Below are 15722 nucleotides of genomic sequence, written 5' to 3'. Positions count from 1 at the left end.
CAGGTCGTGCGTCAAGCGCAATCGGATCAGTCGAGTGCCCCGTCGGGCTGGAAGAAATGCGACAGCGGCAGGCCGGCCGCGCCCAGGATGCGGGCGCTGCGGCCCAGGCTGCCCTCGATGACCTGCGGGCGGTCGATGCCGGCCGCGGGCATGGCGGCCATGGCGCGGCGGGTCTCCTCGGCCAGCCGGGCGCGGGTGGCTGCGGGAACGGCGCCGTCGATCACCACCAGCGGCAGGTCGACCAGCGCCACCGCCGACAGGGCCACGAAGGCCAGGGCGCGGCCGGCGTCCTCGGCCCATTCCCTCTCGACCGCCTCGGGCACGTCCCAGCCCGAATCGTCAGGGGGCAGCGACCGCCCAATGCGACGCTCCAGCGCCGAGACCGAGGCCCGGTCCAGCAACTGCCCGCCCCCCGGCACCGGCATCGAGCCCAATGCGCCGGCATTCCTCTGCGGCCCGTGGCGAAGGGCGCCATCCAGGACGATGCCGCCGCCCGCGAAATGGGCGACGTAGATGTGGATGAAGTCGCGGGGCAGGTCGCGGGGCGCAAAGATCAGCTCGGCCCCGCAGGCGGTGGAGGCATCGTTGTCCACGAAGACGGGATAGGGCAGGTCGGCCGCAAGTGCGGCCTGAAGGTCCACGTCCAGCCAGTCGGCCATCTCCTGCCCCCAGTCCCAGAGGCGATAGGGCGTGGCCACGCCCAGGCCCATGATCCGTGCCCTTTCCGCCGGGCGCAGGGAATTGGTCAGCGTCGCCAGCCCCTGGCGGGCGAAGGTCAGCAGGCGGTCGGGTTGCGGAAAGGCATGGACCTCCTGCCGGTGCATGCGGACCTGGCCCGAGAAATCGACCAGCGCCAGTTCGGCAAGCCTGCGGCCGATCTTGAGGCCCAGGAAGAATGCCCCTCCGGGAGCCAGGGCCAGGGGCGTCGAGGGCTGGCCCACCTTGCCGCGCACGACCTCTTCGGCGTCCAGGTAGCCGCTGTGGATCAGCTTGCGCGTGAGGTTGGTGATCGACTGCGCCGACAGGCCCGTCAAATGGGTCAGCGCGGCCCGGGCCAGCGGTCCGTGGCGCCGGATCAGCGACAGGATCATCCGTTCGTTCCGGCTGAGAGGGCCGGCGGCCTCGCGGTCTAAGGGCATCTGCGCGTCCTCCTGAAGCGCATTAATCAACATGATTGATTTATTGACAAGAGGCGATTGGTGGTGCTTTGTAGTTTCAGGGCGGCCGAGGAACCGCCATCTTGGAGGAGATTAGTAAAGTGACCACGAAGACCATGTTCCGCGCATCCGTCGCAGCATCCGTGCTGGCCCTGTCGGCCGGCCTGGCCCAAGCGCAGGAGCCCGCGAAGGCCTGCCTGATCACCAAGACCGACATCAACCCGTTCTTCGTCAAGATGAAGGAAGGCGCCACTGCCAAGGCGGCCGAGATGGGCGTCGAGCTGATGACCTTTGCCGGCAAGGTGGACGGCGACCACGAGACCCAGCAGCAGGCCGTGGAAAGCTGCATCGCGGCGGGCGTGAAGGGCATCCTGATCGCGGCATCCGACACCAAGGCCATCACCGAATCGCTGGCGCAGGCGCGCGAGGCCGGCATCCTGGTGATCGCGCTGGACACGCCGCTGGACCCGATCGACGCGGCTGACGCGACCTTCGCCACCGACAACCGCGAGGCCGGCCGCCTGATCGGGGCCTGGGCCGCCGGCAAGATGGGCGATGCCGCAGCCGACGCCAAGATCGCCATGCTGGACCTGTCGGCCAGCGCGCCTTCGGTCGACGTGCTGCGCGACCAGGGCTTCCTGGCGGGCTTCGGCATCGACGTGAAGGACGAGAACGTCATCGGCGACGAGGACGATGCCCGCATCGTCGGCCACGATGTCACCTCGGGCAACGAAGAGGGCGGCCGCCAGGCTATGGAGGCGCTGCTGCAGCAGGATCCGGGCATCAACCTGGTCTACACGATCAACGAACCTGCCGCGGCCGGTGCCTATGAGGCGCTGAAGTCCTTTGGCAAGGAAAACGACGTGCTGATCGTGTCGGTCGACGGCGGCTGCCCCGGCGTTCAGAACGTCAAGGAGGGCGTGATCGGCGCGACCTCGCAGCAATACCCGCTGTTGATGGCGTCGATGGGCATCGAGGCGATCGCCGCCTTTGCCGCAGACGGCACCAAGCCCGAAACCACCGAGGGCCTCGACTTCACCAATACCGGCGTGAACCTGGTGACGGGCGAGCCGGTCGAGGGCGTCGAGTCCATCGGCGTCGACGAGGGCCTGGAGCGCTGCTGGGGCTGAGCCCCACCTGACACGATCTTCGGGCTGCGGCGGTTGATCCGCCGCGGCCATCCTGCCTGATCCACGGAGGCCCCGATGTCCGACACCCCCGATCCCGTGGTCGAGCGTAGCGCAAGCGAAAAGGTCGCCAGCTTCGACCACCGCCAGCGCAGCACGCTGGACCGGGTGCAGCATTTCCTGCACCAGTTTCCCACAATGGTCCCGGTCATCGTGCTGGTGCTGTCGCTGATCGCCTTCGGGTTGATCTCGCCCAATTTCTTCTCGGCCTTCAACCTGTCGCTGATCCTGCAGCAGGTCGCGGTCGTGGGGACCCTGGCCGCGGCGCAGTCGCTGGTCGTCCTGACGGCGGGCATCGACCTGTCGGTGGGGGCGGTGATGGTGCTGATCTCGGTCGTCATGGGTCAGTTGGCGGTGAATTTCGGTGTTCCGGTGCCGATCGCCATCCTGGTGGGCTTGGCCTGCGGTGCCGCCACCGGCACGCTGAACGGGGTCCTGGTGACGCGGCTGAAGCTGCCGCCCTTCATCACCACGCTTGGCACTTGGAATATCTTCCTTGCGTTGAATTATTACCTCTCGGGCCGCGAGACGATCCGCAGCCAGACCTTGGACGCCGAGGCGCCGCTGCTGAAATTCTTCGGCGAACGCTTTACCGTGGGCGGGGCCGTTCTGACCTATGGCGTCATCCTGATGATCGTGGTCTTCGCGGCGCTTTACTATGCGCTTTACAAGACGGCCTGGGGACGGCGCGTCTATGCCGTGGGCGACGATCCCGAGGCCGCGGCGCTGGCCGGCATCCAGACCAACCGCGTGCTGCTGTCGGTCTATGTGGTGGCGGGCATGATCTGCGCGCTGGCGGCCTGGTCTTCCATCGGGCGGGTGGGGTCAATCAGCCCGACCTCGTTCTTCGAGGCGAACCTGGAATCCATCACGGCGGTCGTCATCGGGGGCATCTCGCTGTTCGGCGGGCGCGGGTCGATCCTGGGGCCGCTGATCGGGGCGCTGATCGTGGGCGTCTTCAACTCGGGCCTGCGCCTGGCGGGGGTGGACGTGCTGTGGCAGCTGTTCGCGACCGGCTGGCTGATCATCTTCGCCGTCGCCATCGACCAATGGATCAGAAAGGTGTCGTCATGACCGAGCCGCTTCTTTCCGCCCGCAACCTGGTCAAGCGCTATGGCCGCGTGACCGCGCTCGACGAGGCCGACTTCGACCTTTATCCCGGCGAGATCCTGGCCGTGATCGGTGACAACGGGGCCGGCAAGTCCAGCCTGATCAAGGCGCTGTCCGGCGCCGTGAAGCCCGACGAGGGCGAGATCCGGCTGGATGGCAAGCCGATCAGCTTTGCCAGCCCCCTGGACGCCCGGAAGTCGGGGATCGAGACCGTCTACCAGACGCTGGCCCTGTCGCCCGCGCTGTCGATCTCGGACAACATGTTCATGGGCCGCGAGATGCGCAAGCCGGGCTTCATGGGCAAGTGGCTGGGCATGCTGGACAAGCCGGCAATGGACGAGTTTTCGCGCCAGAAGCTGTCAGAACTGGGCCTGCTGACGATCCAGAACATCAACCAGCCGGTGGAGACGCTGTCCGGTGGCCAGAGACAGGGCGTCGCCGTGGCCCGCGCCGCAGCCTTCGGCAGCCGCGTGATCATCCTGGACGAACCGACCGCCGCCCTGGGGGTGAAGGAAAGCCGCCGCGTGCTGGACCTGATCCAGGACGTACGGGCGCGGGGTATTCCGATCGTGCTGATCAGCCACAACATGCCGCATGTCTTCGAGGTGGCGGACCGCATCCATATCCACCGCCTGGGGCGGCGCCTCTGCGTGATCGACCCCAAGGAGCATTCGATGTCGGATGCGGTGGCCTATATGACAGGGGCGCGACTGCCCGAAGGTGTGGCGGCCTGAGCCGCGTTCCTGACGAAAAACGGGGGGCCCTGCGGCCCCCCGTTCCCATTCCGACCGATAGCTGGCGTCAGTCCTGCAGGCCCCGCATCAGCAGCCAGGCAAAGCCCGAACAGATCAGCGTCGTCGTCACTGCAGGGATCGCCGTTCCATTGTAGAGCAGCCCGACCGGCGCCGCGATCGCCACAGCCGCCAGGGTCGAGATCGCGGCGATGATCGAGGCGGCCATTCCCGCGATATGCCCCATCCGCTGCAGCGCCAGCGCGTTGAGGTTGCCGAAGGTCACCCCGGCCATGAAGAACACGCTGGTCGCCCAGAAGAAGAAGGCCGGGAAACGCAGCGCCTGCGGCAGCACGTCGGTCAGCAGCAGGGCCAGCACGACGGCCGAGACGATCGTCTGCATCACATAGGCCCATTTCGCGATCCGCCGCATGCCAAAGCGCATCACGAAGGTTGCGTTCAGCACCGTCCCCGAGCCCGACAGCAGCGCCATCAGCGCGAACCACAGGTGGAAGTTCTCGCCCTTGCCATAGGTTTCGCCGAACAGTTGCTGGGCCGAGGAGAGGAGGCCGAACATCTGGCCGAAGCCCAGGGTCAGGATCAGGGTCGCCAGCATCACCTGCCGGTCCGACAGCACCTCGCGCGCGGCCGCCATCAGCGTGCCGACGCGCAGGGGGCGGCGGGCGGCGGGGGGCAGGGTCTCAGCCTGGCGGATGTTCAGCCATAGCGCGCCGGTCACCGCAAAGGCGATGAAGGCCAGAAAGACGCCATGCCAGCCCGCGACTGAGATGATTGCCGCGCCGAGGGTCGGCGCCACCGCAGGGATCATGATGAAGATCATCATCACGAAGCTGGTGATCCGGGCCATCTCGCGCCCCTCGTAGAGGTCGCGGACCAAGGCCAGGCCGACGATGCGCGGACCAGCGGCCCCCAGGCCCTGCACAAAGCGCGCGGCCAGCAGAAGCTCCAGCGAATCGGCGTAAAGCGCCGCGATCGTGGCGATGATGTAAAGGCCAAAGCCCAAGGTGATGGTCCGCTTGCGGCCCAAGGCGTCAGAGATCGGGCCGGCGAAGAGCGTGCCCAGACCCATGCCTGCCATGAAGCTGGTCAGGATCAGCTGGGCGCGGTTCACATTGTCCGGGGTCAGGTCGGCGGCGATGTCCGGCAGGGCCGGAAGCATCGCATCGATGGAAAACGCGATGGTGGCGAAAAGGAACGCCAGCATCGCGATGAATTCGGGCAGCGGCAGGCGGCGGGGTTGCGCCGGCCCGGAATAGGCGATGTCAGTCATGGGGGTCACCTGTCGGTTCTGGCCCCGGAGATAGGCTTTAGTTGCAGAGTCTGCAAGTCCTGCTAGCGGGAAGCCGCCGAAATCTCGTCGATGACCTGCTGCCAGAGGCTGGCCGGCTGCGCGCCGCTGATCGCATGGGCATCGGCCACCACGAAGGTAGGCACGGCACTGACGCCCCGCTGACGCGCGTGCTGTTCGCGCTGCAGCACCTCGTCCCGGTCGGCGTCGCTGGCCAGCAGGCGCGCCGTCACCGCGCCGTCCATGCCCGCAGCCTCGGCCACGGAAACCAGGGTGTCGGCATCCCCGATGTCGCGCGCCTCTTGCCAGTGGGCGCGCAGCAGACCCTCCATGACGCGGTCCTGCGCGCCTTCCAGCCCAGCCCAATGCATCAGGCGATGGGCATCCGTGGTGTCGGGCTCACGCGAGGAGGGGTTCAGCGTCAGCCCCAGGCTGGCGGCGCGTTCGGCCAGCGCACGTCCCGCATCCTCGGCCTGGTCCCCCAGCTTGGCGCGCAGATAGGCCACCCGGTCCATCCCTTGGCGCGGCATATGCGGGTTCAGCCGGAACGGGTGCCAGGTGATGGCAAAGGGATGGTCGGGGCGGCTTTCCAGCGCGCGATCCAGTTCGACCTTGCCGATCAGGCACCAGGGACAGACCGGGTCGGCAAAGATGTCCAGGCGGGTGGCATTGGTCATGGATGGTCCTTGCGATGCGCCTCGCGCAGGGCGCGGCGGTTGATCTTGCCGGTGGGGGTGCGGGGCAGTGCCTCCAGCCGGATGTAGTCGCGCGGCTGCTTGTAGCGGGCCAGCCGCGTCTCGGCCAGAGCGCGCAGGGCCTGAGGCTCGGCCGGTCCGGTCCAGAAGGCGGCAATCACGCTGGTGCCGGGGCCGACGGGCAGTTCGACCGCCGCCACCTCGCCCGCCTGCGGATGCGCGGCCAGCACGTCCTCGATCTCGGGCGGGGCGACGCGAAAGCCGCCCGCGTTCATCATGTCATCGCCCCGGCCCAGAAGGGAAACGGCACCCCGGTCATCCGCCACCGCCCGGTCGCCGGTCAGGAACCAGTCGCCGCGAAAGCGCGCCGCCGTGTCCTGCGGCTGGTCCAGATAGCCCAGGAACAGCCCCGGATCGTCGCGCCGCACCGCCAGGTCGCCCGCTTGGCCGGCGGGCAACGGCTGTCCCGCGTCGTCCAGCACGGCCACATGCCGGCCAGGTTGGGGAAAGCCTGCCGTGCCGGGCGGGGCCGGCCGGTCAGGGCTGCCCGACAGGAAGGTCGAGATCTCGGAGGCGCCCATCGCCTCGTGCAGGTCGGTTCCCGTGCGCGCCGTCCATGCGTGGCGGAGGGCAGGGTCCAGGCGCTCGCCCGCGGCAAGGCCGTGGCGCAGCGTGGGGATCGGCCGCCAGTCCGCCCGCAGCAGGCGGCGGAATACCCCCGGCGCGCCTGCCAGGATCGTGGCGCCGTGGCGGCCGGCCAGCAGGGGGATCTGTTCCAGCGCGGTGCCCTCGGCCGGGATCAGGGCGGTGGCACCCAGGGTCCAGGGGTCCATCAGCCCGGTGCCCAGGGTAAAGGTCCAGTTGAAAGCGCCCGCGTGCAGCAACCGGTCCGCACCCGCCATCCCGTACCAGCCGTCGAACATCATCCGCCGCGCCAGGATCGCCCGATGGGCATGCATCACGGCGCGCGGCTGGCCCGAACTGCCCGAGGTGAAGACGATATAGGCCAGCCGCTCCGGGTCGCCTTGGGCGAAATCTGCCGGCGGCAGGTCATGGAAGCCCTGCAGCACCTTCTCGGCCAGAACCGGCGCGGAATGGTCCGGCAGGGCAATGCCCGCGCCCGCCACCATCATCGCGGGGTCGATCTGCGCTGCAAGTCGGGTGATTTCCGACCGCGTCAGCTGGGCCGAGGTCGGCACGGGCACGATCCCGGCCGCGATGGCGCCCAGATAGGCGATGGGAAACGACGGGCGGTTGCCGAGCCGCATCAGCAGCCGGTCGCCGGGACAAAGGCCCGCCTGCAGAAGCCCCGTCGCCGTCCCGCGCACCGCCTGCGTCAGGCGCTGAAAGGACCAGTGATCCGCCCCCGGGGCCCCGATGACCGACAGGGCCAGCTTGTCGGGGCAGGACAGGCCGGCGGTCAGGACATGCTGGGCAAGGTTCATGGCAAAGGGTCCGCGTGGTTCGGCGGCCTTTCTGCCAAAGAAAAACGGCCCGCGCAAACGGGCCGTCAGAGATTGTGCAAAGCCTGGATCAGAGCAGCTTCAGATCGGCCGCCGAGGCACGGCCATCGCGGCCGGACTGCAGTTCGTACGCGATCTTCTGGTTGTCCTGCAGGCCCGTCAGGCCGGCACGCTCGACCGCCGAGATGTGCACGAACACGTCCTTGCCGCCGTCATCGGGGGCAATAAAACCAAAGCCTTTGGTGGCGTTGAACCACTTCACCGTTCCGGTCGCCATAACCGTTCTCTCCTTCAAGTCATCCCGACGCAGGATTGCGCCAGGCCGTGCAGCCCGCTTTCGGTCTTCCGGCTGCCCGTCAAAGGGAGGCGGTAGAAAGTCTTCGCTCACGCAATAGCGAGGATGCCCGAATCGATCAAAAAGGCAAGCGGGAAACGCCTTCAGGCTGACGCCTGAACCTGACGGACTTGTGACAACGGCGCATCCGGGCGCAGGTCAGGCGGTGTCGCCTCGGCCTGCAACTGTTCCAAGGCGTCGGCGAGGGTCAGGGTGCGGCTGCCTTGCTGATCCAGACGGCGCATCGAGACAGTGCGATCTTCCACCTCTTTCATGCCGATTGCAAGTATAGCGGGAACTTTCGCCACCGAATGCTCGCGAACCTTGTAATTGATCTTTTCATTGCGGGTGTCCGCCTCGGCGCGGATGCCCCGCCTGCGCAGCGCCTCCACGACCTCGGCCACATAATCATCGGCATCCGACACGATGGACGCCACCACCACCTGGCGCGGGGCCAGCCAGAAGGGCAGCTTGCCGGCGCTGTTCTCGATCAGGATGCCGATGAAGCGTTCAAAGCTGCCCAGGACGGCGCGGTGCAGCATGATGGGCCGGTGCTTGTGCCCGTCGGCGCCGACATATTCCGCGTCCAGACGCTCGGGCAGGTTGGGGTCGACCTGCAGCGTGCCGCATTGCCAGTCGCGGCCAATGGCATCGGTCAGCACGAATTCCAGCTTGGGGCCATAGAAGGCACCTTCGCCCGGGAAGATCGTGTAGTCATGGCCCGCCGCCTGGCAGGCATTGCCAAGCGCAGCCTCGACCCGGTCCCAGCTTTCGTCGGAGCCGATGCGCTTTTCGGGACGCGTGGACAGCTTGATGCGCCAGCCGTCAAAGCCCAGGTCGGCATAGATCCCGGCCAGGAAGTCGATGAACTTCTTGGTTTCCGTCTCGATCTGGTCCTCGGTGCAGAAGATATGCGCGTCATCCTGGGTAAAGCCGCGCACCCGCATGATACCATGCAGCGCGCCCGAGGGTTCATAGCGGTTGCAGGACCCGAACTCGGCCATGCGCAGCGGCAGATCGCGATAGGATTTCAGGCCGTGGTTGAACACCTGCACGTGGCAGGGACAGTTCATCGGCTTGAGCGCATTGATCGTCTTGGTCTTGGCATGCTCCTCATCGACCTCGACGATGAACATGTTTTCCTGATAGTTCTCCCAGTGGCCCGAAGCCTCCCACAGCTTGCGGCTGACGACCTGGGGCGTGTTCACCTCGACATAGCCGTCGGCGCGCTGCTTGCGGCGCATGTAGTCCTGCAGCGTGGTATAGATGTTCCAGCCGTTGGGGTGCCAGAAGATCTGGCCGGGCGCCTCCTCCTGCATGTGGAACAGGTCCATCTCGCGGCCCAGCTTGCGGTGGTCGCGCTTGGCAGCCTCCTCCAGCATGGTCATGTGCGCCTTGAGCTCGTCGCGGTTGCGGAAGGCCACGCCATAGATGCGCTGCAGCATCGGGCGCGAGGCATCGCCCAGCCAGTAGGCGCCGGCGATATGCGTCAGCTTGAACGCGTCCGCGGGCAGCTGGCCCGTGTTCTGCAGATGCGGCCCGCGGCACAGGTCCTGCCAGTCGCCGTGCCAGTACATCCGCAGGTCCTCGCCCTCGGGGATGCGGTTGATCAGCTCGACCTTGAAGGGCTCGCCGCGCTCCTCGTAATGGGCGATGGCGCGCTCGCGGTCCCAGACCTCGGTGCGGACGGGGTCGCGGGCGTTGATGATCTCCTTCATCGCGGCCTCGATGCGGCCCAGATCCTCGGGTGTAAAGGGATCCACGCGGTCGAAGTCGTAGAACCAGCCATAGTCGCGCACCGGGCCGATGGTGACCTTCACATCCGGCCAGATCGACTGCACGGCGCGGGCCATGACATGGGCAAAGTCGTGGCGGATCAGTTCCAGCGCCTGCGCCTCGTCCTTGAGGGTGTGGATGGCGATGGCGCCGCTGGCATGGATCGGCCAGGCCAGATCGATGTGCTGGCCGTCCAGGCTGGCGGAAATCGCGCGCTTGGCCAGGCTGGGGGCAATGCTTTCCGCGACCTCGGCCGCCGTCACGCCGGCGGGATAGTCGCGCGCATTGCCATCGGGAAAGGAAAGGGAGATCTGGGACATGTCGTCCTCCTCGTCGGTTTGGCGCCCACGGAACGCCCGGTTGCGGGTTATGGTGCGCGCAGGCATGAACGCCGCGGGCTGGACTGTCAAGCTGGCGGCGGGCTAGCTGTGGGTGCAGCGAATGACGGGGGACGCAGATGAGCAGCTATCTGGACACGGCCGCGGGACGGCGCATCGCCTATCACCTGACATCGGGGCAGGGGCCCGGCGTGGTGTTCCTGGGCGGGTTCAAATCGGACATGACCGGAACCAAGGCGCTGCATCTGCAGGACTGGGCCAGCCGGCGGGGCAGGGCCTTTCTGCGCTTTGACTATTCCGGGCACGGCGACAGCAGCGGGCTGTTCGAAGAGGGTTCGATCTGGGACTGGTTCGACGACGCACGTGCCGCAATCGAGGCGCTGACCGAAGGGCCGCAGGTTCTGGTCGGATCGTCGATGGGGGGATGGATCAGCCTGCTGGTCGCGCGGTCGATGCCGCAGCGCGTTGCGGGGCTGGTGACCGTGGCGGCGGCACCCGATTTCACCGAGCGCGGCTTTTGGGCCGGGTTTTCCGAGGCGCAGCGACAGGTGGTGATGCGGGACGGCCGGATCGAGATCCCGAGCGACTATGACCCGCGCCCCTATGTGATCACCCGCCGCCTGATCGAGGACGGGCGCCGGCACCAGGTCATGGACCAGCCTTTGCCATTGCCCTTTCCGGTCCGGATGCTGCAGGGCACGGCGGATGCGGATGTGCCGATGCAGTGGGCGCTGGATCTGCTGGACCATGCGCAAGGCCATGACATGCGCCTGACGCTGGTCAAAGGCGCGAACCACAGCTTTTCAACGCCCGAGTGCCTAGATCTGCTGACCCAGGCCATCGAGACGCTGGCGCTGACGGATCAGAACGTCAGGCTGTAGTGGTCGCCCATGTCCGGCTTGGAGCCGGTCAGCTTTGACTTGGCGATCTCGTAGAGGAAGGCCGCGCGGCCGCCGGTGGCCCACACCTCGGCCTCGGCCAAATCAAGGCGCAGCAGCTGGACATCGGGATCCTGCCGGCCTTCCTCGAACCAGCTGGAGGCGACGGCATTCCACAGCTCATCCAGCTTCTTGCTGTCATTCGACAGGGACAGGCGGCCGTGGATGCGGGTATAAAGACCCTCGTTCGCGGAGGAGACGACATGGAGCGCGTCCTTGGCCCCGTCGCGCAGGCTCTGCGACAAATCGGTGCCCTTGGCGGTGATGAACCAGAGGGTGTTCAGGTCACGATCGGCGTAATGGGACATCGGCACCAGACGCGGGTCCTCGGTCAGGCCAAGCATGCCCGAGTTGATGTCGTCGAGGCGTTTCCAGAACGTGTCCACAAGATCAGTCATGATAATCCCTTCGCGCCGCGTCAGGCGGCATTCGGGGTCACAACGACATACTCAAAGCCGCGGTTCCTGCCCGTCAGACGGCGACGTTGCCGGATTCCACGGGGTCGTTCACGCCGCAATCCGCCGCCGGGCCGCCGCGCGTGCGCCGACGCTTTGGCTTGACGCTGTCGGGCAGGGCGGCGTTCTCATCGATGAAATCCAGGACCAGGGGCCGGATGTTCAGGCGCCAGGACTTGCCCGCGAAGATGCCGTAATGGCCCGCACCCGGTTCCAGATGCTGCACCTTCTTGTCGTCGGGGACGCCCGTGCACAGGCCCAGTGCCGCGACGCATTGGCCAGGGGCCGAGATGTCGTCATTTGCGCCTTCGACGGTCATGATCGCGACATCGCTGATCTTGCCGATGTCCAGCTGGCGGCCGTTCACGGTGAAGCGGTTCTGCGCGATCTCGAGGTTCTTGAAGATGCGCTCGACTGTCGACAGGTAGAATTCCGCCGTCATGTCCATGACCGCCAGGTATTCGTCATAGAACTTGTTGTGCTTGTCGCCTTCGGACGCCGTGCCGCGCGCCTCGGAGAAGATCTGGTTCAGGAAGGCGCGCGAATGGGTTTCGGCGTTCATCGAGATGAAGCTGCCCAGCTGCGCAAGCCCCGGATAGACCATCCGCCCCGCGCCACGATACTTGAACCCTACCGACTGGATCAGAAGATGTTCCAGTTCGCCCATCGTCACACGGTTGCCGAAATCGGTCACCTCGGTCGCGGCGGCATCGGGGTCCACGGGGCCGCCGATCAGCGTCAGGGTGCGCGGCTGCGCGGAAGGGTCGTCCTCGGCCAGCATGGCGGTCGCGGCCAGGGCCAGCGGTGCGGGCTGGCAGACGGCGATCACGTTGGTGTCGGGCCCCAGGTGGCGGATGAAGTCGGCAAGGTAGGCGGTGTAATCCTCGACGTCGAACTTGCCCTCGCTGACCGGGATGTCGCGGGCGTTGTGCCAGTCGGTGACATAGACCTCGCAATCGGACAGAAGCGAGGTGACCGTCGAGCGCATGAGGGTCGCGTAGTGACCGGACATCGGCGCCACCAGCAGCACCTTGCGCGGCGAAGGCTCGCGCCGGGCGACGCGGAAATGGATCAGGTCGCCAAAGGCACGGCGCACGACCGGTTCGACATAGACGATATGGTCCTGTCCGTCGTCACCCGCGATGGGCGGGATTTCCCAGTCGGGCTTGATCACCATGCGGGCAAAGCTGCGTTCGGTCACGCGGCCCCAGGCGCTCAGCATCTTGAAGGCGGGATGCGGGATCAGCGCGAAGGCCGGATAGGACCCCATGGCACGCGCGGTGGCACCCATCCATTCATTGGTGTTCCTGATCGTCTCCATCGCGTCGTAAGACAGGATACCCTTGAGACCTTTGACCGGCATGTGACCTACCATTTGCTGCGCTGCGGCATCTGTCATGCGCGGTAGGCGAGGCCGGCGATCTGGACAAATGCGGTTTACGCCCTGCCTGCCCTGCGCATATCATCGGGTTATACCTAGGGGGGAAACCGGGTCATGGCAAGGCAGTCACGCGCGACAGGTAAAAACGTTGCTGAATCGGGCGCAAAGCCCGCAACTTCCGGAAAGGCCCGCAAGCCGCGCGCCAAAAAGCCGGCGGCGCCCGCGTCGGAGGCACAGGTGGGCGACCAGCATAACACGGCGCCTGCGACAGAGCCGGCCCCCGAGGTGCAGCCCCGGCCCGAGGCGCCTGTCGAACAGGCCGCCGCCCCAAGCAGCGCGGCCGAGATGCTGGCCAAGCTGGCCGGCAGCGGCCATGCCCCGAACGCGCAGCGCCTTGCCGAGAACATCGAGCGGATCGAGACCTTGGGCCACCGGCTGATGGCGGCCTTCGCGGAACGCAACCTGCCCAATCCCGGCGTCGCGGGACCCGGCCCGGATTTCTACATGACGGCGACGAACGCCTTTCTGAAGACGCTGACCGAGCAGCCGGGCAAGATGATCGAGACCCAGGTGTCCTATTGGGGCGAGACGCTGTCGAATTATGCCCGCGCGCAGAAAGCCCTGGCCAGCGGCCAGCTGACGGCGCCCGAGGACGACACGCCGGCGGACAAGCGCTTTGCCAACCCGCTGTGGACGACACATCCCTATTTCAACCTGATCAAGAAGCAGTACCTGACTAATGCGAAGGCCCTGAAGGAGGCGGCCGACGGGCTGCAGCTGTCCGACGAGGTCGCGCGGCGGCGGCTGAAATGGCTGACGAACCAGATCGTCGACATGATGGCGCCCACCAACTTTCTGGCGACCAATCCCGACGCATTGGAAAAGGCCATCGAGACCGAGGGCGAGAGCCTGGTCCGGGGGCTGGAGAACCTGGTCCGCGACGTGGAGCAGAACGGCGGCGAGATGATCGTGTCGCTGGCCGACCGCAAGGCCTTCGCCGTGGGCGAGAACATCGGCACCGCCCCCGGCAGCGTCGTCTATCGCACCCGGCTGTTCGAGCTGATCCAGTATGCCCCCAGCACCGACAAGGTGCATGCCCTGCCGCTGATGATCTTTCCGCCCTGGATCAACAAGTTCTACATCCTGGACCTCAAGCCGCAGAACAGCCTGATCCGATGGCTGGTGGACCAGGGCCAGACCTTGTTCATCGTCAGCTGGAAGAACCCCGATGCCAGCTTTTCGGAGGTGGGGCTGGAGGATTATGTGACCGCCTACCAGGAGGCGATCGACAAGGTGCTGGAACTGACCGGCCAGTCCAAGGTCAATGCCGTCGGTTATTGCATCGCCGGAACCACGCTGTCCTTGACGCTGGCCCTGCTGAAGCAGGGCGGCGACACGCGGATCAATTCGGCCACGCTGCTGACGACGCTGACCGACTTTTCGGACCAGGGCGAGTTCACCAGCTTCCTGCAGGACGACTTCGTGTCGGGCATCGCCGAGGAGGTCCAGCGCCACGGGCTGATGCGCGCGCAGCTGATGTCGCGTACCATGAGCTTTCTGCGCGCCAACGACCTGGTCTGGGGGCCCGCCATCCGCAGCTATATGCTGGGCGAGACGCCGCCTGCCTTCGACCTGCTGTTCTGGAACGGCGACAGCACGAACCTGCCCGGGCGCATGGCGATGCAGTATCTGCGCGGCCTATGCCAGGAAAACGCGTTCGCGGGTGAGGGGTTCGAACTGATGGATCACAAACTGCGCCTGGCGGACGTGACAGTGCCCCTCTGCGCGATCGCCTGCGAAGGGGACCATATCGCGCCGTGGAAGGACTGCTGGCGCGGCGTCGCGCAGATGGGATCGGAGGACAAGACCTTCATCCTGTCGCAGTCGGGCCATGTCGCAGGCATCGTGAACCCGCCAAACCGCGTGAAATACGGCCATTACATCGGGGACAGCGACTTTGGCGGCGGCCACCAGAGATGGCGCGATTCGGCGACCTTCACCGAGGGCAGCTGGTGGCCCCATTGGGGCGAGTGGCTGGCAAAGCGCGCGGGGGCAATGGTCGCCGCACGCGACCCGGGAGAGGGACTGGAGCCGGCGCCCGGCCTTTATGTTCACGAGCGGGCAGGGTGACGCTGCGGCAGGTTGAGCAGGCATTCCATGGACTTGCACAAGCGGTGGGCCGGATTCAGGATTTATGCTGCAATGCAGAAGAAAAAACTTGAAATGCTGCGGTGCAGCATTCATATTGGCTGCATGGAATTGAAGCGGCGATGGTTCCCCAAGTCTCTTTATCGCTGCAGCACGAGGAGTGATTGACATGGCAAAGACCCCCGATTTCGCCAAGACGATGCAGGACATGATGGCGAACTTCCCGATCGACACCAGCTCGTTCCAGGAAGCGATGAAGTCTCAGAACCTGCTGGGCGAGAAGCTGGCCCGCGTGGCGCTGTCCGCCGCCGAGCGTTCGACCGAGATCTCTGCCCGCTGGGCCAAGGACTCGATCACCCGCATGGGTGAGCTGGCCGCCGTCAAGGAAGAGCCGTCGGAATACGCCAAGGCGATGAGCGACTTTGCGTCGGCCTCGGCCGAACTGGCTGCCGAGCACATGGCGGCCTATGCCGAAGTGGCCAAGAAGGTCCAGATGGACACCGTCGACCTGATGCTGACCGCTGGCAAGGACATTGCCTCGGACGCACAGAAGGTGGCCGAAAAGGCCAACCGCGACACCCAGACCGCCGTCAAGAAGGCCACCGCGACCGCTGCCGCGGCGAAGTGATCGACTGACAGGACTGTTTGCGAAGGGGCGGCTCGGCCGCCCCTTCTGCATGTCCGGCAGGGGCTTTTTCCT

14 protein-coding genes are annotated in these 15722 nt (G+C 66.3%); 6 read left to right on the top strand and 8 right to left on the bottom strand.

What is annotated here, in order from left to right; genetic code table 11:
- Positions 1-26 precede the first annotated feature (26 nt).
- Positions 27-1139: an ROK family transcriptional regulator gene (locus ACZ2G3_RS11735; RefSeq protein WP_419270988.1), complete on the bottom strand. Its 1113-nt coding sequence runs from the start codon at positions 1137-1139 to the stop codon at positions 27-29.
- Between the two features lie 134 nt (positions 1140-1273).
- On the opposite strand from ACZ2G3_RS11735, the gene ACZ2G3_RS11730 reads away from it, so the two are divergent.
- The 3 genes from ACZ2G3_RS11730 to ACZ2G3_RS11720 all read left to right on the top strand — a co-directional run bounded on the left by ACZ2G3_RS11730 (position 1274) and on the right by ACZ2G3_RS11720 (position 4188).
- The gene (locus ACZ2G3_RS11730) at positions 1274-2287 is read left to right on the top strand and encodes a sugar ABC transporter substrate-binding protein (RefSeq protein ID WP_419271115.1); all 1014 of its coding nucleotides are present in this window, start codon (positions 1274-1276) and stop codon (positions 2285-2287) included.
- A 75-nt stretch (positions 2288-2362) separates the two neighbouring features.
- A complete protein-coding gene (locus tag ACZ2G3_RS11725; RefSeq protein WP_470396187.1) occupies positions 2363-3418 on the top strand; it encodes an ABC transporter permease in 1056 nt (351 codons plus the stop codon).
- A complete protein-coding gene (locus ACZ2G3_RS11720) occupies positions 3415-4188 on the top strand; it encodes an ATP-binding cassette domain-containing protein (RefSeq protein ID WP_419270984.1) in 774 nt (257 codons plus the stop codon). The genes ACZ2G3_RS11725 and ACZ2G3_RS11720 overlap by 4 nt, the downstream gene beginning before the upstream one ends.
- Positions 4189-4255: 67 nt before the next feature.
- Here the strand turns inward: ACZ2G3_RS11720 and ACZ2G3_RS11715 are convergent, their stop codons facing one another.
- The 5 genes from ACZ2G3_RS11715 to thrS all read right to left on the bottom strand — a co-directional run bounded on the left by ACZ2G3_RS11715 (position 4256) and on the right by thrS (position 10082).
- Entirely contained in the window at positions 4256-5476 is a 1221-nt protein-coding gene (locus tag ACZ2G3_RS11715) for a multidrug effflux MFS transporter (protein WP_419270982.1), read from the bottom strand.
- A 62-nt stretch (positions 5477-5538) separates the two neighbouring features.
- Positions 5539-6171: a DsbA family oxidoreductase gene (locus ACZ2G3_RS11710; protein WP_470396185.1), complete on the bottom strand. Its 633-nt coding sequence runs from the start codon at positions 6169-6171 to the stop codon at positions 5539-5541.
- A complete protein-coding gene (locus ACZ2G3_RS11705) occupies positions 6168-7634 on the bottom strand; it encodes a class I adenylate-forming enzyme family protein (RefSeq protein WP_470396183.1) in 1467 nt (488 codons plus the stop codon). Before ACZ2G3_RS11705 ends, ACZ2G3_RS11710 begins: the two co-directional genes overlap by 4 nt.
- An 88-nt stretch (positions 7635-7722) precedes the next feature.
- Positions 7723-7929, bottom strand: a complete 207-nt coding sequence (locus ACZ2G3_RS11700) for a cold-shock protein (RefSeq protein WP_111297792.1) — start codon at positions 7927-7929, stop codon at positions 7723-7725.
- Positions 7930-8090: 161 nt separating this feature from the next.
- Positions 8091-10082 (bottom strand): threonine--tRNA ligase, encoded by a 1992-nt coding sequence (gene thrS, locus ACZ2G3_RS11695; protein ID WP_470396182.1) that lies wholly within the window; start codon positions 10080-10082, stop codon positions 8091-8093.
- A gap of 137 nt (positions 10083-10219) precedes the next feature.
- Here thrS and ACZ2G3_RS11690 point away from each other — a divergent pair, with 137 nt between their 5' ends.
- A complete protein-coding gene (locus ACZ2G3_RS11690) occupies positions 10220-10981 on the top strand; it encodes an alpha/beta hydrolase (RefSeq protein WP_470396181.1) in 762 nt (253 codons plus the stop codon).
- Here ACZ2G3_RS11690 and ACZ2G3_RS11685 read toward each other — a convergent pair.
- Positions 10963-11436, bottom strand: coding sequence for a pyridoxamine 5'-phosphate oxidase family protein (locus tag ACZ2G3_RS11685; protein ID WP_470396179.1), 474 nt, complete (start codon positions 11434-11436; stop codon positions 10963-10965). The two genes, ACZ2G3_RS11690 and ACZ2G3_RS11685, sit on opposite strands and share 19 nt — an antisense overlap.
- A gap of 73 nt (positions 11437-11509) precedes the next feature.
- Positions 11510-12856, bottom strand: a complete 1347-nt coding sequence (phaZ, locus tag ACZ2G3_RS11680) for a polyhydroxyalkanoate depolymerase (RefSeq protein ID WP_419270972.1) — start codon at positions 12854-12856, stop codon at positions 11510-11512.
- A 363-nt stretch (positions 12857-13219) separates the two neighbouring features.
- Between phaZ and phaC the strand changes: the two genes are divergently transcribed.
- Together phaC and ACZ2G3_RS11670 are read left to right on the top strand one after the other, a co-directional pair.
- Positions 13220-15004, top strand: a complete 1785-nt coding sequence (phaC, locus tag ACZ2G3_RS11675; RefSeq protein ID WP_470399120.1) for a class I poly(R)-hydroxyalkanoic acid synthase — start codon at positions 13220-13222, stop codon at positions 15002-15004.
- Positions 15005-15191: 187 nt separating this feature from the next.
- On the top strand, positions 15192-15650 hold the full coding sequence (locus ACZ2G3_RS11670) for a Phasin (RefSeq protein ID WP_419270970.1): 459 nt from the start codon (positions 15192-15194) through the stop codon (positions 15648-15650).
- The last annotated feature ends 72 nt before the right edge of the window (positions 15651-15722 follow it).

Source organism: Paracoccus sp. KKT209 (genome assembly GCF_055635455.1).
Note: the sequence above shows the minus strand (reverse complement) of the source record. Positions and strands in the feature narration are given on the sequence as shown.